Here is a 19,047-nt window from a genome sequence, read left to right on the forward strand (position 1 = left end):
CTTAATTATAGCTGAAAAGATATAATGACTAGCATGCAAAATAGAGAAATACTGGAGCAGTTGCAACAAGTCTTAATTGAGCGCAAAGCAGCAAAAGTAAATGAGTCTTATGTGGCCAGCTTGTACGACAAAGGGCTAGATCACATATTAAAAAAAGTCGGCGAAGAATCCAGCGAAGTGATTATTGCCGCAAAAGGATCAGACGCTACCGAATTAACCAAAGAGGTTGCTGACCTGTTGTTTCATTGCATGGTGTTACTTGTCAGTAAAGATATAGGTATTAATGATGTTTTAACTGAATTAGATCATAGGTTTGGCATTTCTGGTTTAGAAGAGAAAGCCAATAGAAAGAACTAGTAGATCAACTTATAAATAGAAAAGAATTAGGAGACCTGTAATGGGAATTAGTATTTGGCAATTGGTAATAATTTTGGCGATAGTGCTACTTTTATTTGGCACTAAGCGCTTAAAAAATATGGGCGGAGATATTGGTGGCGCAATTAAAAATTTCAAGTCAGCAGTTAAGAATGAAGAAGCTAATGATAATTCAGCTGACACTGATAAACCAAAAGATAATTAATAACATTAGTTAACTAAGATGTTTGATTTTAGCTTTTGGGAGCTAGCGATAGTACTGGTTGTAGCACTATTGGTTGTTGGCCCAGATAAATTACCTGGACTTGCAGTAAAGATTGGTCGTTGGGTGGGTAAAGGCAAGCGTATGATGATGTCTGTTCGCTCAGATATTGAAAGTGAATTAAAAGCGGCTGAGCTAAAAGATATGCTGGATAAGCAACAAAGCGAAATTTCTCAACTAAGAAATATTCTTAACGATACACAAACTGACACGCAGCAAGAAATCCAAAAAGCAATAGATAGCAGTGATGCCGAACAAGCAAAAATAACTAATCATACAGATTAAGTCTTACTATATAACTATAGCGGTAACACCCCATTGAGATTTATTTGTAAAAGATCATGTAAATGACGACTGAAACAGAGGAAGAAAAACAAGAATCTTTAATCACTCATTTGATTGAACTGCGTAATCGTTTGATTAAAATAATAATTGGGATTGTAGTAGTAGTCTTGTGTTTATTCCCTTTCGCTAATGATATTTATTCTTTTTTAGCAGAGCCATTATTAAAACACTTACCTGAAAGCAGTACCATGGTGGCCATTGATGTGGCGTCACCATTCCTAACGCCATTCAAGTTGGTGATGTTATTAGCTGTTGTGGTAACTATTCCGTGGATTCTATATCAGCTATGGGCATTTATTGCACCTGGCTTATATAAACATGAGAAACGATTAGTGCTACCACTTCTTGCGTCTAGTTCTTTATTGTTTTATTTGGGGATGGCATTTGCGTATTTTGTTGTATTCCCGTTAGTGTTTGGATTTTTTACTAAGGTGACTCCCGATGGCGTGGCAGTAATGACTGACATTAGCCGGTATTTAGATTTTGTCACAAAACTGTTTATCGCGTTTGGGGCTGCTTTCGAAGTGCCAGTTATTACATTTGTACTAATTATGACGGGTGTTACAACTGTTGAAGCACTCTCTGCTGCTAGGTCCTATGTCATTGTTGCAGCATTTGTAATTGGTATGCTGCTAACTCCGCCGGATATAATTTCACAGGTTTTGTTAGCAATTCCAGTATGGTTATTGTTCGAGTTAGGTTTAATTATGTCGAAGATATTTAATAAACGAAGAGGGCCTGAGGATAGACGATTTAGACCTATGACAGATGAAGAGATGGATATCGAGCTAGATGAAATAGAATTGCTTGAATCAGAGCCAGAAAATAAAATAAATAAACCTTAAAATTAATCACAATGTCTGTAAATGAAAGTGACGCCTTCCGCCGTGCAATTTTAATTATCCTAGATGGATACGGTGTCAATTCTGATGGTGAAAATAATGCTGTTACGCAAGCTAATACACCGAGACTAGATAAGTTTTTTTCAACTAATCCATATACAACACTTGAAGCTTCCGGCTCTGCAGTTGGGCTGCCTGAGGGTCAGATGGGTAATTCTGAGGTTGGTCATATCACTATGGGTTGCGGAAATATTATACATCAAGATCTAGTATTAATTAATGACGCTATTCATGACGGAAGTTTCTTTAAAAATGCTGTACTGCTGGCTGCTTTAACGTCAGCAAAAGAAAATTCTCGTCCTATTCATTTATTAGGCTTAGTGTCTGATGGCGGGGTTCATTCACATATTGAACACCTTAAAGCTTTATTGGCTATGTGCAAATTAATTGGTGTTGAGCCTGCTGTGCATATGATTACTGATGGTCGAGATACAAGTCCTAATAGCGCACTTAGTTTTCTTGATGAAATCGAAGAATTAATAGAGGAGGCTAATGGAGCAGTGCATAGTGTTATTGGGAGATACTATGCGATGGATCGCGATCGGAGATGGGAGCGTACAGAACTTGCTTGGAAAACACTGGTTAGTGATGAGGGTCTTCAAGCAGCTTCACCCAGAGACGCAATCAAGGCATCTTACGAAAATGAAGTCTTTGATGAATTTATAATTCCAACAGTTATCAAAAATACTAGCAGAATTGAGCGCAATGACGAAGTTATCTTTTTCAATTTTAGAAATGATCGTCCACGTCAATTAGGAGCTGCACTTGCAGAGCAAGGCTTCGAAGAATTCGAGCGGGATCAATTTGAAGCTATAAACATGTGCACAATGACACTTTTCCATTCCTCATTTTGTAGCCCCGTAGCGTTTACTTCTGAACACCCTAGAGTGTCGTTAGCAGAAGTAGTGAGTAATATGGGTTTAAGGCAACTACATTGCGCTGAAACAGAGAAATATCCACATGTCACCTTCTTCATTAATGGTGGGAAAGAAACACCGTACCCTGGTGAAGACCGAATTATGGTGCCTTCACCTAAAGTTGCTACCTATGACTTAAAACCTGAAATGAGTGCAAAAGAAGTCGCTGATGAGGTGATTAAATCTATAGAGGATAAGGATCATAGTTTAATAATAGTAAACTTTGCCAATGGAGATATGGTTGGACACACTGCTGTACGTGATGCAATTATTGTAGCACTTGAGGTAATGGACAAAGAAGTAGGTCGAGTACTAGATAAAGCCATAGAATATGAGGTTAATGTGTTATTAACTTCCGATCATGGCAACTGTGATGAAATGTATGATGCGTTAACTGGTGAACCTCATACACAACACACTACAAATCCAGTGCCATGTATGGTGATAGATCATAAGAATAATAATATTAAGTTATCGAGTGGAAAGGGGTTGGGTTCTGTAACCCCGACTATTCTAGAATTAATGAATATAGCTGTACCTGGGAATATGGAGGAAGAGTCGTTAATAACTAAATAAAAGCTTAGTCAAACGGGTTCCACCATTTCTTCTTCTTCTTCTTCTCTTCTTGTACTTCTTTATATGTGGGTTGAGAAGCTAGGTATTCTTCTTCAGTGGGTGGGACATAGTTATCATCTAAAACACGTGCAACTTCACTAGATGATTCTCCGCTACTCTGAGCTTTTGTTACATCAGCTAATGTTCTAATCGCGTTTACCATTTGACTTGGATCGGCAGTATTTCGTAACGGAATGATAGTAGTGTTTCCAACCTCAAAGGTTTCAAATTTTCTTTCCAACAATATTCTTTTATCAACATCTACGTCTGCCCAGGGGTCAGCGGTGACAAACTTGCGCTTTATGGAATTACTGGAAACCTCGAGTTGTTGTTGCCCTAGCATCAGCAGCTTTGCTCTGGATGCATTCACTTTCAAATCATCGCGAGATACAGAAAAAGCCACATCAATACATTTATCAAGCCAATTCTCCACAGTTGGTTCTAGTTTCCATTTGATGCAGACTTTTCTTATATAGTTGATTCCATTGGTCGTGATATCGACAGATCGTCCATCAATTCCACCGCGTAAAGCACTAATCGCTTTTCTTTCTTCCGCATTGACTCCAGTAGCGTAGCCTTCTTGAACAATAACAACAGGCTTTTGGTAGGGTTGGTAGCTAGGTGTGCTGTCGCCGGAAGATGAGCATAGCTTTGTTATCTGCTCTTGGTTAAAGCCTTTATCCAAGTAAAACTGGATCGCTTCTTGGGTGCATGCCGCGAAACTTGTTGCAGGGAGGATAAGGAAAATGAATGTTAAACGAAACATATTTGAGCCTGTAATTATAATTATTTGATATGAAGATATAAGATTATAGTATGAAGATATAGTTCCTTTATCAACTTTAAAAGAAAAATTATTGTTTTCAGAATAAAAAAAGCCCCCAATATAGGGGGCTTTTTATAATGGTACCTAGTATTTGTAGCTAGACTAGGCTTTGTATGTATAGCAAGAGGTTTTATTAAAATCCTGCAGTTATACCAATACCCCATACAGTTGAATCTGCACCATTTGGGATACCGCCATCATCAGCAGACCAAAAACCTGTGTCGTAACGAGAATTATCTTCGTTATCAACATGGGCATACTTAAGTGTAAACATAGTACCGCCAGGAGTAGTGTAACCAATACCACCAGTGATAGCAGTTGCGTCAGTATCGTCTTCAGTAGAGCAACCATCAGTTACATCACAGTCAAACTCACCTGCATCCATGTAAGTACCGCGGATGTCGAAGCCGTTACCAAATGCATGGGTGAATGAAACTAACCATGTATCTTTCTCTAACTTAAGATTAGAAGATCCATTGTCTACAGAAACCATAGACGCTAAAGAAACAGCACAATCTTCCCAATCATACTCAAGGTTTTCCCACATAGCGGCTATTCTAGTAGATGCACCGCCACCCCACTGTTTAGTGAAGTTACCAGCGAGTCTGTAACCTGTGTCATCAGAATCAGAACAGTTGAAATCAACAGCTGCCCATTCATCATGCTTTGAGTAAGTTGCTGCTAGCCAAAATGCGTCGCCACTTGATAGGGTAGAAGTGTAAGAAACACCAGCTTCCCATAAGCGAGGATCAAGTTTTTCAGGGCCTGTAGCAGAAGTCACTTCAGTGTCACCTTGGTCACCATTTGATGTTGCAACTCGGAAGTGTAAACCACCCATGCTTGGAGACCAGTATTGAACTAAAGTACTTTGACGCTTGTTGAAGCCATTATTAAATCCAGCACCACTACCAGCAGATGGATTTGTTCCTGGACCTGTATAGTCAAAGCTGTTGATAGTTCCCATCAAAGCAGTGTGAGATGTGAAGTCAGCGTCCCAGTATGGATCGATATGGCCAGCGACAACTTCATTGTATGGCGTTAACCAGTTACCCCACATGATTTCACCGAAGGCACCGCTAACACTGATTTTAGAGTTACGATTACACCAGTCACCACCGTCACCGTTTCCAAAGAACATAAACTGTTCACACTGGAAGTTTGTTTTGACAGCTTGGCCGCCCATAGAAAGGCCAGTCTCAACGCTTCCTCTCATACCAATGTGTGCAGCGTTATTTCTGAGTCTTTGTTGCTTTTGATCGTCGCCTGTAACTGCAGTAGTGTCATCCACATCTGTGAATTCATACGTCCAGTTCTGCCAACTATAGATTTGCCAGTCAGCCGCTGAGCTACCTATTGTTCCTGCAGCTGTAGCAGCTGTAGAAGCAAGGCCTAACGCAAGCGCTGTTCCTAATAGTTTAATTTTCATTTAGATGTACTCCATCTTTAATATTTAAGTTAAATGTACTCGAGTAATTGCTTGCCGTGGATTGTAGCGGTAGTGATTTTGTTAAGAACCAACTCCCTCCCTTCCTTATTAAGTCCACTCAGTATTTAAATTACACTCCGTAATCCTTAGGAAGTGATTTATATGATGTAAGAACAACATAAACTTAACCAAATACCTATCAAGCGTTGCGATCTTACCACAGTGATTTTGTAGATTTCCAACAAATATGGGAAAGTTGTTGTTTTGATGCAACATTTAAAAAAATCACCTAACATTAGGATAATAATAGGGATTTTAGTTTTAAATTAGAGCATTAGTATCTCTTAATACTTTAATTTCATAGATCGAAGGTAGCAAAAGAAGGTCAAGAGACTAGAGCGCATGTGGTAAATGTGCAACGGTTAAATGTGACTGGGTTATCAATGTCCCCACATTATCAGGGAATAAAACAATTTCATCGCCATTGTAAGTAAAAATAGCGATTTTAATCATATAGTTAGCCAATAATTATAATTATCATGACAAATAATAATGACAGTAAATTTGACGATAGCCTTAATAATCTTAATTTTGAGTATAGGCTGGGCAATGTGGGGTTGGGTTAATCGCTAAGCAATTATAGAAGATCCTTTTTAGGGATAAATTTGATTGGAATAGGGTCAGCGTATAGTTGATCGTTTATTAGTTCAATTGATACGCGGTCTTCGTAGTTCGATATCTTAAGTTGTTTCAAGTGTACATATCTTGAGGCGAGATAAGCGCACGCTAAAGCAATAGTGGCGTCATCATCATTATTTAATGCATTGACGATTAAGTTGGCCATGAATATAGCTTTATCCTGATCAGTGGGATGCTGTATGAACTCACCAGCAAGATGAATTCCCTGTTTTAGTTTTTCATCTGCAGCGAGTAAATCATGTTGCTGTTTATCAGTTAATTCTCGGTTACGAAAATATTCCAAGGTTTTAACAGAATTAAGTGTCACTACAAATGGGTTAGATTGTAATTTCTCGCTCATTAACTTTTTAATGTCCCTTCATATGTGTAGATCAAGTTGCTACGCATTTTTATAAGTGTGTTCACTAATAAGTCAGCGATATCAAGTGTATCGTGTAGCTCCCATATCTCAGAAAGAAATAATAACTGTTCTGTCATTCCTGACTGATTATTTCTAGCGTCTAATGTGTGAATATTAATTTCAAATAAATGATGCATGCTAGTTATAAACTTATCAGATAAGGGGATTCTATAAGGTCTTTCAGCATCCAAGTAAAATAATTTAATACATTGTAGAGTAGCAAAATAATAAGAGCCGGTTTCTGAGTGTTCAATGTCAAAATAAGGCGAATAAAATTGTTTTAGTCGCTTTATGTAGCGCTTCTCAATAGAATTATAAAATACATTATGCTGTAAGCTTTCTTCTAAGATTAACAGCGTTTCTTCTAGCTGCAATACAGCACTATTATTATTTAGTATTTCCATGTAATTGAGGAAATTATAATTTTAAACTTCAGATTAATATATTTTTTACTAGTGATTTCTGGCGCTGTAATTTTTATTGCATCAATCTTTAGTCCGTTGCTTTCAGTAAGTGAATTATATATTTTTACTAGCACGATAACGATATTTTCTGCGTTAGCAACTTTACTAATAGACGAGGAATGGTTGTTATTTTGGGTAATCCTCATATTCGCGATAGTGCTCCCAGCCGTCAAATATATGCTATTAATTACTAATGTTATAAAATCAAATCCACCATCAAATAATACTTATAAGTTGTTAGAGGGTATTAGTAAATGGGCAATGCTAGATGTTTTTGTTGTAGCAGTGATAGTTGCTAGTGTAAAACTAAAGTTGTTCGCTCAGGCTCAAACACATTTTGGTTTATATTTATTTGTAATAGCAGTGATACTGTCTATTGTATGTGCGAATTTACAGAAGAAATTTTTGGCCAAAAAATAATTCATGAAACAATTTCTTGGAGCTGTTATGTCTTGCCTGATAGTTACTTCTGTGGGCTATGGGCAGGAATTCGGGAGTAAAAATTGCCAGCATTATAGAGATTATATTCAAGAATATAAAAGTGCAGTTTTATCTGGGCGGTACCTTCCTCAATCATTAGTAAAATCTGAAGAAGAAGCATATTTAATGCAAGCATGTCTTATCAGGAGTGACTCTAAAAAGATTATCGGATTCAAGGCAGGTTTAACAAGCAATGCGTCGCAGAAAAGATTTAATGTGGGTGAGCCTGTATTTGGTGTTATTACTGAAGAAAGTCAACATACTTCAAATGAATTGTTAGTAGAAGATAATAAGACAATGTTAATTGAGGCTGAGTTAGCATTTAGATTGGGTAGGGATATTTATACGCTAAAAGATATTGATAAGGTTGCTAGCGAACTAGTAGATGCTGTTGCACCAGTAATAGAGATGCCTTTATTTCATTTTAAGGATTTGGGTACGTTAACTGGCAATGATATAATTGCTACTAATGTAGGGGTAAATAAATTTTTATTAGGGGAATTTGTTTCAATTGATAAAGTGTATGTGAATTCTGTACACGTTTCCTTGAATGAAGGTGGTCAGGAAATTGATAGTAGTGTGGATAAAGTTAAAATCAATCAATGGCAATTATTAAAATGGCTAATAATGAAAAGCTATCTTGAAGGTTATAGGTTAAGAAAAGGAATGATTTACCTAACAGGGTCTCTAGTAAATCCCGCGAGAATGAAAAAAGCAAGGTACATCGCTGATTATTCTCAATTCGATAGCATTGAACTGATAGCTAAATAAATATCAAAACTATTGCAAATCAGCAAGTAGATTAATTGCCTCTTGGTCGGGGGAGATCTCGATCGCGCGTTGCAGAAAATATTTTGCACGTCTGGAATTTCCATCCTTAATATCTAGCTTAGCCCATGTTTGGTAGCGTTTCTTTATCAGCTGAATGCCTTTTAATGCTTGATTGTTATTTGGGCTAATCTCAAGGATTAATTTATATGTTTCTAGTGCATTATCAGATGGTGGTGTACTTAGTTTCTTTTGACTGATTTGTGATTCTGCAATCTGTAGAAGTTCAAAGACTCTATTCTGGTTGATGTAATTACTGTCGATAGAGGCGGAAACCCCTTCAATAGGGATATTAGTTTTTTCGTGCGGAGTGGTTTGTGCGTCATTACTTGAATCATTAGGGTAAATTATGTTTTCAATGTGAGCGCGTATCTCATCGTAAGTGATTACTTTGGATGAGAATAAATAATATGTACCTAAGAGAATAGCTAGGATAAGGAATGTCCACAAGAAGGCTGAATTGCTGGCATTGCTAGTTGCTGTAGTCAATTGAACAGGCTCAATATTGGAAGATTCGTATTGGCTATATGGGTCAGCGTCATCATAACTTGGACTTAAAGGAGTGTTGATATTCTTTATCGCTTCAAGATGATAGTTATCCTTGTAGCTGGATTCGTCTTCAGTCACGGAATCCTTGTTAATTTCATTTAACTCAGAATCGGCAGAGGATATTTCTATAACTATATTGTCATCTTCGGCGTCTACTTCTGAGTTTGTAGAGGCCATAACCTTTTCATAGACGTTTTTTTGTTTTGGCTCTACATTGGTTTCAACGGGACTAGATTCATCGATATATACTGTTTTCGCTGTCTTGTTCTTAGCTACAGATTTCTGTTGTTGAGGCTGTTCTGAGAATTCAATATTTTCACTTCTATCGTTTATAATTTCATTGATTGTTTCAGAAGCGCCAAATTCAAAGTTAGCAGAAGGGTAACTAGTCAGAAGTTGGTTACACTTGTCATCTTTGAGTATTTCATCTATGGACCCAACAGTAACTTTAAAGTTACCAGTATGTATTGCATATTCTCGACACCATTCCAATAAAATACTAGCTTTATATAGGCTACCATTTGCATAGGTGGTAATTTTCTTTAATGCATATTTATTGAACTTAAGCTTTTTAGATTCTACGCTCTCAGCTTGTTTTTCATCTATATATGCTTGAATATCATCTTCAGTAATTTCGTCGAGAGAGCAGTGCACTAAACCTAATCTAGTAATATCTGAGATTTTCTGTATAAGGCCTAGTAAATCCGGACCGCCTGAAAAAATAAAATTAACGTTGTTTTTACTACTGTTAATTCCAATCGCGAACTTGATGAGCTCATTCAATATTTCTAGCGGCAGTTGGTCGGCGTCACTAACTACAATTGCAAAGTGTGTATCAAGGTGGATAGACTCATAGACAACCGCTGAAATCATAGATAACTCATGCGTGGCATTGCTTTGACCAGATGCGTCCTGTGGGAATGAGTCACTATTTAAAAGGATAGTACGAATTTGATCGCTATTGTCGCTGAAGCACTGCTGTATAAATAAAGATTCTTTATCACGTTGCGAGCTAGTAACGAGTATGACATCTACACCGCTGTAAATATGTTCTAACAGTAGTTGTTTACTGCGCGGGCTGATGCTACCAGTACTGGTACCATCATTATCATTTAAGACAAATGTAATGTTATTACTGATATTTGTTTCTGGTAGGTTCACGAATTTTTACTGAGTTATAACGGTCGACAGTAGGAATATAGATAAAGATGGGGCTGAATACGTTGTTCTATTTCACGCATTTGCATGCCTAATCAACTGTAATTTATATAATTTAAAAACACATAATAAATGCAAGTGTGATTTGTCTCACATAGCTTTTATTACCATGTATAGATGTGTCGAGGTTGAGTTGATTGGATATAACTAAATCAAACTTTAATGACTCAGCCAATATTATGAATTACCCAGTCATCAAAAATGAGATATCATTAACATTTTAGATAACATTAACTTACATAAAGTAGAGGACCAAAGTGGCCGACAACTCTAAACACGGATTTGCAACAAGATCAATTCATGCAGGTGCAGAGCCTGATCCAACCACAGGAGCACGTTCTGTCCCAATTACTCAAGCGACAGCCTATGTGTTTAAAGACGCTGATCACGCTGCGGCGTTGTTTGGTTTAGAAGAGTCAGGGTTTATTTATTCTCGTCTGACCAACCCAACGACAAGCGTATTTCAAGACCGAATGGCTAGCCTTGAAGGTGGGGTTGGCGCAACATGCACTGCATCTGGCCATTCTGCCCAATTGCTCGCTTTATTTGCTTTGATGGAACCTGGCGATGATTTCGTGGCTTCAAATAAACTCTATGGTGGCTCAATTACTCAATTTGGTCATACATTTAAAAAGTTTGGGTGGAATGTAATTTTCGTTGATCCCGTTGACCCTGAGAATTTTCGTAAAGCAGTCACACCAAATACTAAAGCTATGTTTACTGAGAGCTTGGCTAACCCAGGTGGAGTTGTATGCGATATTGAAAAAATTGCAGAAATTGCACATGAAGCAGGTGTTCCGCTGATCGTAGATAATACTCTCCCTACACCAGCATTATGTCGTCCGTTTGAGTTTGGTGCTGATATTGTTGTTCATTCAACCACAAAATTTATTTCAGGCCACGGCAATGCCATGGGTGGAGCTGTTGTTGACTCAGGTAAATTTGACTGGGCGCAGAACGATAAATTTAAAAGTTTAGCTGATAGTTGTGGCGCATACCATGGGCTGAACTTCTATGAAAAATTTGGACCAATGGCTTTCACTATGTACGGTCATGCAGTGGGGCTCAGAGACCTTGGGCCAACCATGTCGCCAATGAATGCTTATTTATCCTTTACAGGTGCAGAAACATTGCCATTACGAATGAAGAAGCATGCTGATAATGCATTACAAGTCGCAAAGTGGTTAACAACACATAATCAAGTTGATTGGGTGTCTTATGCAGGTTTGCCAGATAGTCCTTTCTATTCGCTTGCCCAAAAGTATTGTCCCGAAGGTGCTGGTGCGGTATTTACTTTTGGAGTCAAGGGGGGCTATGAAGCAGGCGTGAAAATAGTTAACCGTTGTGAGTTATTTTCTCACTTAGCAAATATCGGCGATACACGATCGCTAATTACTCATCCTTCTTCTACAACACATAGACAATTATCGGAGCAGCAGCAAATCTCAGCTGGTGCGGGCCCAGAAGTAGTAAGATTATCTATTGGTATTGAAGATGTTGAAGATATTATTGCTGACTTGGACCAAGCATTACGAGATTAATAACTTGCGATGCTAACTAGCAATTTTTTTATCCTGTTCTACAGAGTGAAAGTCGCTAACTAGACAATATTGATCTCTACCATTGTTCTTAGATTGGTATGTTGCTTGGTCAGCATGTCTGACTAGCTCATGCCAATTTTTTAAATCTTTATTACTACCCTCGTATACACAAGCTCCTGCTGAAACTGTGATATGAGCGATCTTGTCATTACTGAGTTTCATAGTGGTATTGCGGAAGGCATTGATAATTCTATTACATGTGATATTTACACCCTCCTCATTTGTACCTGGTAGTATGATGGTAAATTCTTCGCCTCCATAACGAGAAACTATGTCTGAGTCTCTAGTACAGTCCAGTAAAATGCTCGAGACTTGGCGAAGTACCTCATCCCCTGCATCGTGACCTAAATTGTCATTAATTTGCTTGAAATAATCAATATCAATAAATATTAAACCTAAAGGCCACTGATATTTGTTAGCATTTTTAAATTCAACTTCAATTGATTCGTCAAAGTAGCGGCGATTAAATAGTTTAGTCAGCCCATCCCTGCGATTAAGCTCTTCGAGTTCAGCTGTTTTAGATTCGAGTTTCTTGGCAGCTTTTTGCAAACTTTCAGTCTCTTTAATCTGGTTAAGGTTTCTTAGAATAAGAACTTCTTTGGCCTGCTCTGAAATGAAATCCAGCATGTTTGGATTTTCTATCTCAATATCGAACATTTGTGCTAGATCAGCATAATTTTCAGAAGCGGTTTCGATAATACTGTGAAATTCTTTATCATTAAAGTTGATAACCTTTTTCGCATGATTGATAGAGTTTGATAATAGGGGATGGATGTCTTCTTCTTCTGCTATGAATATATCTGCGAACAGGCTGGAACAAGCGACTGTTTTTGAGAGGTCTGAATCATACTCGTGATCGTCATCCATAACCGAATGACTATGATGTATAGGTTCAAGTAAGTTACTAGGTAGATGCCATTGTTCCAAAAGCCAAGCCCCTACAAGACTATGATCTGCTTGTAGAGAGCTTTGCTCTAACTGAAATAATTTTTCATGTTTGGCTTGATCAAGTCCAATGTTTTTATATAAATTTGGTGCCGCTTTATCAAGAGCCAACATGCCTATGTCTTGTAATAGACCAGCCAAAAATGCACAGTCTTTTGAACAGCTACCAATTCGTTGGATAATGTCTTGAGACAATATGGCGGAAGCAAGTGAGCGTTTCCAATATAGATTGTAATTTAATCCTGAATTGCAATCTTCAACAGCACTTTGTTTAAGTGAAAAACTTAATGCGATATTTAAGGTTCCATTTAATCCAAATAGCAAAATTGCTTGTCTAAGGTTCTCTACTTTTCTTTGTTTTGTGTAAAGAGGTGAATTAGCCATGCGTAGCAGTTTTGCGCTTAAAGCAGGATCTATGCTGACAACATCAGCAACATCACTTAAACCAGAGGTTTCACATGAGCTTAATTCTATAATTTTAGTGGCAATAGCCGGAGGGCTCGGAAGATCTGTACACGACTTCAACATTAACAGTAACGAATCGCTTAATTGTTCCATGGATAACCTAATCGGATTGTTATTTTGACTATAGAAGTAATATCGACCAATAACAGCACGGCTTTAGTGGAAAATTGACAATACGTCGGTAAATTGTCGCCGTGTTTACCGATTTAAAAAATGAGTTATTGGTGGGCCCGGTAGGACTCGAACCTACGACAAAAGGATTATGAGTCCTCTGCTCTAACCAACTGAGCTACGGGCCCGGAGACGGGTAATTACTAAAAGGTTTAAATACTAGAGAAGCGTTATTCCAATTCAAGGAAGCTACGTAATTGCTCTGAGCGGGTTGGGTGCCTAAGTTTACGTAAAGCTTTGGCTTCGATTTGGCGAATACGTTCACGAGTGACATCAAATTGTTTGCCCACTTCTTCAAGGGTATGGTCAGTATTCATATCTATACCAAATCTCATGCGCAATACCTTTGCCTCTCGTGGAGTAAGGGAGGCAAGTATTTCACGAGTTGCTTCACTTAAGCCAACGCCTGCTGCTGCCTCGACGGGAGATTCAATATTGGCATCTTCAATGAAATCACCGAGATGTGAGTCTTCATCGTCACCAATAGGAGTTTCCATTGAGATAGGCTCTTTGGCAATTTTTAAAACTTTGCGTACTTTATCTTCAGGCATTTCCATGCGCTCAGAAAGTTCTTCTGGAGTCGCCTCTCTTCCCATTTCTTGTAACATCTGACGAGAGATGCGATTAAGCTTATTGATTGTCTCTATCATGTGCACTGGAATACGTATCGTGCGCGCCTGATCAGCGATAGAACGAGTAATTGCTTGTCGTATCCACCAAGTTGCATATGTTGAAAATTTGTAACCTCGGCGGTATTCAAATTTATCAACTGCTTTCATTAGTCCGATATTACCTTCTTGAATTAAATCTAAGAACTGTAGCCCTCGATTTGTATATTTTTTAGCAATTGAAATTACTAAGCGCAAGTTGGCCTCGACCATTTCTTTTTTAGCTCTTCTTGCTTTTGCTTCACCAATTGACATGCGACGGTTAATTTCTTTGATTTCAGCAATAGTCAGCTTGGCGCCATCTTGAATTGTGGATAATTTTTGTTGTTCCTTAACCACTTCCTCTTGGACTTCTACTAAAGTTTCTGAGTAAGGCGCTTTTCCATTAATTAAACCTGCAACCCACTCAATGTTTGTTTCGTTTTCTTTAAAAGACTCAATAAACTTCTTTTTTGGAATCCGAGAATAATCTACGCATAAAGCCATAATTAATCTTTCATGGTTACGAATGCTGCTTACTGTTGTACGCAGGCTTCCCGCAAGTGCATCGATAACTTTTTGGGTTAGCTTGAGGCGCATGAACCATTCTGCAACTTCTTCACGTGCAGCAACTGCTTTTTTAGGGTTTTTAAGCACCGCGGCAGATTGAGAAACTTTGTATAAACTAGCTAACTTCTCAAAGTGTTCTCTTGCTTCTTCTGGATCAGGACCGGTATCAATTTCTTCCTCATCTTCCTCATCTTCCTTGTTGCCATCAGATTTTTCAGCATCTGCTCCTCTGTTAACAACTGCAGGCGTAGGAATTTCATCCACTGCATCTGGGTCAAGAAAACCAGATATGAGGTCTGTCAGACGCATTTCTTCAGCTTCAACTTTCGCGTAAAGCAACAGTAGAGTTTCAATCGAACGTGGGTAATGTCCTATCGCGAACAATACTTGTGAGAGCCCCTCTTCAATGCGCTTAGCAATCTTAATCTCGCCCTCACGGGTTAGCAGGTTAACCGTGCCCATTTCACGCATGTACATTCGCACTGGGTCAGTAGTTCTTCCAAATTCACTGTCCACTGAGGCGAGGGCAGCGGCGGCTTCTTCTGCTAAATCTTCGGCAGATGCTGCTGTTTCAGAAACTAATAAAGAGTCTTCGTCTGGAGCTTGCTCATGGACGCGTATGCCCATGTCATTGATCATACTGATGATATCTTCGATTTGCTCTGGATCTACTATAGAATTAGGCAGATGGTCATTTACTTCAGCATAGGTGAGGTAGCCTTGTTCTTTCCCCTTAGCAATTAAGTCTTTGAGGCTATATTGTTGATTTTGCTGATCTGTATTTGATTCTGGTTCCATTAAGCTACCTGTGCGAATTAACGATTAATCAAACCGCCCATTATATGCATGTGTAAAAAATATATATACCCGCCAAATGAGGTGTATATGCCTTTTATGTGCGTTGAGACTCTATCTATACCATTTTAGAAGGATCTGTCGGCCTATAAGTTTTCTGACTGGATAATAGAATCGAGCTCATTTCGCCGAATATCCTCCTTAAAGCGATCCATCGTTTGTTTAAACGATAACTCGCGATTTTCCATATCCGGTGGATCCCATAAAAGTAATTTTTGCAGGGATCCATAGTCATTTTGGTCGTGGAATCTTTCTACTAACGCAATTGGGCTAATATTGGGGTCCGCATTAATGATTTCAAGTAGCTGTATTAATAAGCTAATACCAGGCACTGATAACAAATTAGAAAGTTCTTCAGTAGGTAAAGCATTTTTTGCTAATGATGGATCTCTAATAAGCAAAGCGACGGCCAAACGAGTTTTCGTGTATTTAAGTGAGCGATTCTGTTTGTTTGCATTAGACGCAGATTGAATGGTGTGATTAATGATAGAAGATGCCACAGGAATTGTAGTGCCGACCCTCTCATTTAGTTCCTTGTACATAAGATCTCGGAATACTGTAGGAGGAATTTTTGCTAAGAGAGGTTTAGCAGTGCTAGCTAGTTTTGCTCGACCATCTGGTGTTGAGGTATCTATATCTTTTATTAAGTTAGTAAAAAAATATTCTGATAAAGAAGCAGCATTATTCAAATAATCATTAAAAGCATCTTTACCTAGACTGCGAATCAAAGAATCTGGATCGTCTCCCTGAGGCATAAATGCAAAACGAATATTGATCCCATCTTTATATTCAGGAAGCATCTGATCAAGTGCTTTCCAAGCAGCATCTCTGCCAGCGCGGTCGCCGTCAAAACAGAAAATTAGATCAGAACTAAAACGGAGTAAGTTGCGAATATTTTGAGTCGTTGTAGCGGTGCCTAAAGTGGCAACACAATTTTTTATATTATGTTGTGATAGTGCAACTACATCCATGTAGCCTTCCACAATTATTAATTGATTAAGTTTCCCTAGTGACTTCCTAGCTTCATAAATTCCGTAGAGTGTATTACCTTTATGAAATAACTCTGTTTCAGGGCTATTCATATATTTTGGCATTGTGTCATCAACTGACCTGCCACCAAAACCTATAGTTCTCCCACGTGTATCTTTTATTGGAAACATAATTCGACTGCGAAAGCGATCATATGTTTTTTTTTCAGATTTTTCAGAGAGCAAACCAGTATTTACTAAGCACGCTTGTCCAAAATTATTACTAAATGCTTTAGAAATATTGTTAAAACCTGTTGGCGCAAAACCGATGTTAAACATAGAAGCAATCTCGCCAGAGATGCCACGAGATTTTAAATAGGAAATCGCATCCTGATTTATACGCAGTTGATTTTGATAGTACTTATTGGCCTCTTCCAATGCTTCATAAAGTTTATGATTGTCGCTGCGTGGGGCATTACCTTCTTCAGTTGTTACCTCAAGCCCCAATCTATTCGCAAGCACTTCAATGGCTTCAATAAACTGAAGCCCTTCATGCTCCATTAAGAAATTAATAGCTGTACCGTGTGCACCGCAACCAAAGCAATGATAGAACTGTTTTTCAGGGCTAACAGTAAATGAAGGTGTTTTTTCTCCATGGAATGGGCAGCAAGCAGTAAATTCTCTGCCTTTGTTTTTTAATTCAACGTAGCCATTGATCAGATCGACGATATCCGTCTGATTTAATACTTGATCAATAAAAGGCTGTGGAATTTTTCCAGCCATGGCTAGTTATCTCAGTATATTTAAGAAGTTAATGATAGGCTAGAAAGCCTACTCGTTGTTGCAGGGATGTCAACATTATCAGCAGCAGGGGTTTCTGCTGGCTAAAATATCAAAATTAATTTAAAAACTTTTGAATGTTTTTAAGGGCGACTGGCCAAGGTTTATTTTTTCTTAGGTTAGAAGGTAGCTTTTCAATAGCGGTTAAAGCGTCGTTACGTGTTTTATAGTTACCAACTACTAGAACATAATACGTTGCATCCTTGACCGGCTTATCAAAATACGCGTAGTTCTCTTTTAAGTTTTCTTTCTTTATAAGTGACTCGAGCTGCTTAGTATCTTTTGTTGCGACTACTTGTAAAGTGTAGCTTTCTGGATCAAGAGCTTTCAACCAATTTTCGCCTTTTTTAGCCACAGCTACTTGAGTGGGAGGTGTAGGTGATTTTTCAACTGGATCTGATTTTTCAGCAATTTTAGGCGAGTTATTTGGGGTGGAATTTTCTGTAACAGATGTTTGATTTTTCTCTGTTAATTTTTCCTTGAGAGTCTCTAATTGCTTGATGTCAAGATCCTCGATGGATTCTGCTAAAAGCGAATCCTCGATAACAGCTGGTTCTTTTTTTGCAATTTGCGGAATTTTAATCGCGCTAACATCCAATTTGTCAGATGGAGCTGTTGGCGCATTAGGTAGAGGCAAAGAAGGAGTTTGCTCGGCTGGGTCTATATTGGACCCCTGCATAATAGGCGAAAGTGTAGGCTCGTTTGTGAGTGGCTTTTGAAGTGGGATAATGTCATCGTCCAATTCTTTATTACTAAAATAATTATTAAAGTAAAAACCAACACCAATAATAGCCAAAATAGAAATTAAAAATACGGGCACCTTGGGTTTAGGATTACGTATTGTGATGTGTGGATCTAATACATTTCCCAGTGAATCTTCTCTGCATTGGTTTTGTAATGCTAAAACTGCTACCTCATGAATTTGCCGGATATTACCTAAGGTGGATTTATATATTTCAGTTATTTTTGGTTCATCAAGTAATACTTCATTTTCTAATCCAGCCGTTTTAAGGCGATGCTCGATATATTGCCCTGTTTGTTCTCTGGTAAAGGGGCGCACATTAATTTGATACACTTGAGTGCATGCAGGATTTGAGTCTTCAAGATCGGTAATGGCTAACTTTAAAGTATTTTCTCCTGCTAATATAAATCCAAGGCTAAGGGGGCAGGCTAATCCTATTCTATGCTTGAGAGTGAATAATCGGTCTAGAGTTGATGAATCAAGAAAATGTGCATCATCTATAATAAGAACAGCATGAGTATGCTCTCTTAAGTAAGTGATCACATAATTTTCGATTGAAAGGTCAGCGACGGATGAAAGCCCACTATTTTCAGGTAGTACCCAGCGTTGTTTAATTTTATTTTCAATAAATTCGAAGTCTGTATCTTCATTAACGCGAAGTGTGCAGAATTGATATTGCTGATACCCTAAACGTAGCACCTTACGTAGAAACGTTGTTTTACCAACACCATCTTCACCAGTGAGTACTATGGTAGTTGCAGGACTATTCAAGTACTCCATGATAATGTTAGAAGTCATCTCTAGCTGGCTGTCACTATATAGATATGTGTCATCAGCATGCTCAGTAAACGGATGCTCTCTTAAACCTAACTTGTTAAGTTCTTCTTCGGTTAACAAGGTTGGGTCAGTCTGTAGTTGGTCTTCACTCATAAGCGCA

General features: G+C 38.2%; 17 protein-coding genes and 1 tRNA gene. 8 read left to right on the forward strand and 10 right to left on the reverse strand.

The window, feature by feature from the left end:
• Positions 1-33 precede the first annotated feature (33 nt).
• The 5 genes from R8G33_10025 (at position 34) to gpmI (ending at position 3,377) form a co-directional block, all read left to right on the forward strand.
• Complete coding sequence (locus R8G33_10025) at positions 34-357, forward strand: phosphoribosyl-ATP diphosphatase (protein ID MDW3095998.1); 324 nt, start codon at positions 34-36, stop codon at positions 355-357.
• Between the two features lie 40 nt (positions 358-397).
• On the forward strand, positions 398-580 hold the full coding sequence (gene tatA / locus R8G33_10030; protein MDW3095999.1) for a twin-arginine translocase TatA/TatE family subunit: 183 nt from the start codon (positions 398-400) through the stop codon (positions 578-580).
• 18 nt (positions 581-598) lie between these two features.
• Positions 599-922 (forward strand): Sec-independent protein translocase protein TatB, encoded by a 324-nt coding sequence (gene tatB / locus R8G33_10035; GenBank protein ID MDW3096000.1) that lies wholly within the window; start codon positions 599-601, stop codon positions 920-922.
• A gap of 62 nt (positions 923-984) precedes the next feature.
• Positions 985-1,827 carry a twin-arginine translocase subunit TatC gene (gene tatC / locus R8G33_10040; protein MDW3096001.1) on the forward strand — a complete coding sequence of 281 codons (843 nt, stop codon included), beginning with the start codon at positions 985-987 and terminating at the stop codon, positions 1,825-1,827.
• A gap of 11 nt (positions 1,828-1,838) precedes the next feature.
• On the forward strand, positions 1,839-3,377 hold the full coding sequence (gpmI, locus tag R8G33_10045; GenBank protein ID MDW3096002.1) for a 2,3-bisphosphoglycerate-independent phosphoglycerate mutase: 1,539 nt from the start codon (positions 1,839-1,841) through the stop codon (positions 3,375-3,377).
• A gap of 4 nt (positions 3,378-3,381) precedes the next feature.
• Here the strand turns inward: gpmI and R8G33_10050 are convergent, their stop codons facing one another.
• The 4 genes from R8G33_10050 to R8G33_10065 all read right to left on the reverse strand — a co-directional run bounded on the left by R8G33_10050 (position 3,382) and on the right by R8G33_10065 (position 7,171).
• Entirely contained in the window at positions 3,382-4,182 is an 801-nt protein-coding gene (locus R8G33_10050; protein MDW3096003.1) for a hypothetical protein, read from the reverse strand.
• Between the two features lie 193 nt (positions 4,183-4,375).
• Positions 4,376-5,668, reverse strand: a complete 1,293-nt coding sequence (locus R8G33_10055) for a porin (GenBank protein ID MDW3096004.1) — start codon at positions 5,666-5,668, stop codon at positions 4,376-4,378.
• A 637-nt stretch (positions 5,669-6,305) separates the two neighbouring features.
• A complete protein-coding gene (locus R8G33_10060; protein MDW3096005.1) occupies positions 6,306-6,707 on the reverse strand; it encodes a hypothetical protein in 402 nt (133 codons plus the stop codon).
• A complete protein-coding gene (locus R8G33_10065; protein MDW3096006.1) occupies positions 6,707-7,171 on the reverse strand; it encodes a hypothetical protein in 465 nt (154 codons plus the stop codon). Before R8G33_10065 ends, R8G33_10060 begins: the two co-directional genes overlap by 1 nt.
• Positions 7,172-7,222: 51 nt before the next feature.
• On the opposite strand from R8G33_10065, the gene R8G33_10070 reads away from it, so the two are divergent.
• Entirely contained in the window at positions 7,223-7,651 is a 429-nt protein-coding gene (locus R8G33_10070) for a paraquat-inducible protein A (protein MDW3096007.1), read from the forward strand.
• A gap of 3 nt (positions 7,652-7,654) precedes the next feature.
• Positions 7,655-8,482, forward strand: a complete 828-nt coding sequence (locus tag R8G33_10075; protein MDW3096008.1) for a hypothetical protein — start codon at positions 7,655-7,657, stop codon at positions 8,480-8,482.
• Between the two features lie 9 nt (positions 8,483-8,491).
• Here R8G33_10075 and R8G33_10080 read toward each other — a convergent pair whose 3' ends face one another.
• Entirely contained in the window at positions 8,492-10,249 is a 1,758-nt protein-coding gene (locus tag R8G33_10080; protein ID MDW3096009.1) for a hypothetical protein, read from the reverse strand.
• Between the two features lie 314 nt (positions 10,250-10,563).
• Here R8G33_10080 and R8G33_10085 point away from each other — a divergent pair, with 314 nt between their 5' ends.
• Positions 10,564-11,847: an O-acetylhomoserine aminocarboxypropyltransferase gene (locus R8G33_10085; GenBank protein ID MDW3096010.1), complete on the forward strand. Its 1,284-nt coding sequence runs from the start codon at positions 10,564-10,566 to the stop codon at positions 11,845-11,847.
• A 12-nt stretch (positions 11,848-11,859) separates the two neighbouring features.
• Here R8G33_10085 and R8G33_10090 read toward each other — a convergent pair whose 3' ends face one another.
• The 5 genes from R8G33_10090 to R8G33_10110 all read right to left on the reverse strand — a co-directional run bounded on the left by R8G33_10090 (position 11,860) and on the right by R8G33_10110 (position 19,040).
• Complete coding sequence (locus R8G33_10090) at positions 11,860-13,410, reverse strand: GGDEF domain-containing protein (protein MDW3096011.1); 1,551 nt, start codon at positions 13,408-13,410, stop codon at positions 11,860-11,862.
• A gap of 129 nt (positions 13,411-13,539) precedes the next feature.
• Positions 13,540-13,616 (reverse strand) — tRNA-Ile (locus R8G33_10095).
• Between the two features lie 42 nt (positions 13,617-13,658).
• Positions 13,659-15,503 (reverse strand): RNA polymerase sigma factor RpoD, encoded by a 1,845-nt coding sequence (gene rpoD, locus R8G33_10100; GenBank protein MDW3096012.1) that lies wholly within the window; start codon positions 15,501-15,503, stop codon positions 13,659-13,661.
• Between the two features lie 143 nt (positions 15,504-15,646).
• Positions 15,647-17,311 (reverse strand): DNA primase, encoded by a 1,665-nt coding sequence (gene dnaG, locus R8G33_10105; GenBank protein MDW3096013.1) that lies wholly within the window; start codon positions 17,309-17,311, stop codon positions 15,647-15,649.
• A gap of 115 nt (positions 17,312-17,426) precedes the next feature.
• The gene (locus R8G33_10110; GenBank protein ID MDW3096014.1) at positions 17,427-19,040 is read right to left on the reverse strand and encodes an SPOR domain-containing protein; all 1,614 of its coding nucleotides are present in this window, start codon (positions 19,038-19,040) and stop codon (positions 17,427-17,429) included.
• Positions 19,041-19,047: the final 7 nt, after the last annotated feature.

The organism is Gammaproteobacteria bacterium, from assembly GCA_033344735.1.
GTDB lineage: Bacteria > Pseudomonadota > Gammaproteobacteria > UBA4575 > UBA4575 > UBA1858.

Coding starts and splice junctions, on each gene's coding strand:
- R8G33_10025 (MDW3095998.1), top strand. CDS start 34: ATGCAAAATAGAGAAATACTGGAGCAGTTGCAACAAGTCTTAATTGAG.
- tatA (MDW3095999.1), top strand. CDS start 398: ATGGGAATTAGTATTTGGCAATTGGTAATAATTTTGGCGATAGTGCTA.
- tatB (MDW3096000.1), top strand. CDS start 599: ATGTTTGATTTTAGCTTTTGGGAGCTAGCGATAGTACTGGTTGTAGCA.
- tatC (MDW3096001.1), top strand. CDS start 985: ATGACGACTGAAACAGAGGAAGAAAAACAAGAATCTTTAATCACTCAT.
- gpmI (MDW3096002.1), top strand. CDS start 1,839: ATGTCTGTAAATGAAAGTGACGCCTTCCGCCGTGCAATTTTAATTATC.
- R8G33_10050 (MDW3096003.1), bottom strand. CDS start 4,182: ATGTTTCGTTTAACATTCATTTTCCTTATCCTCCCTGCAACAAGTTTC.
- R8G33_10055 (MDW3096004.1), bottom strand. CDS start 5,668: ATGAAAATTAAACTATTAGGAACAGCGCTTGCGTTAGGCCTTGCTTCT.
- R8G33_10060 (MDW3096005.1), bottom strand. CDS start 6,707: ATGAGCGAGAAATTACAATCTAACCCATTTGTAGTGACACTTAATTCT.
- R8G33_10065 (MDW3096006.1), bottom strand. CDS start 7,171: ATGGAAATACTAAATAATAATAGTGCTGTATTGCAGCTAGAAGAAACG.
- R8G33_10075 (MDW3096008.1), top strand. CDS start 7,655: ATGAAACAATTTCTTGGAGCTGTTATGTCTTGCCTGATAGTTACTTCT.
- R8G33_10090 (MDW3096011.1), bottom strand. CDS start 13,410: ATGGAACAATTAAGCGATTCGTTACTGTTAATGTTGAAGTCGTGTACA.
- rpoD (MDW3096012.1), bottom strand. CDS start 15,503: ATGGAACCAGAATCAAATACAGATCAGCAAAATCAACAATATAGCCTC.
- dnaG (MDW3096013.1), bottom strand. CDS start 17,311: ATGGCTGGAAAAATTCCACAGCCTTTTATTGATCAAGTATTAAATCAG.
- R8G33_10110 (MDW3096014.1), bottom strand. CDS start 19,040: ATGAGTGAAGACCAACTACAGACTGACCCAACCTTGTTAACCGAAGAA.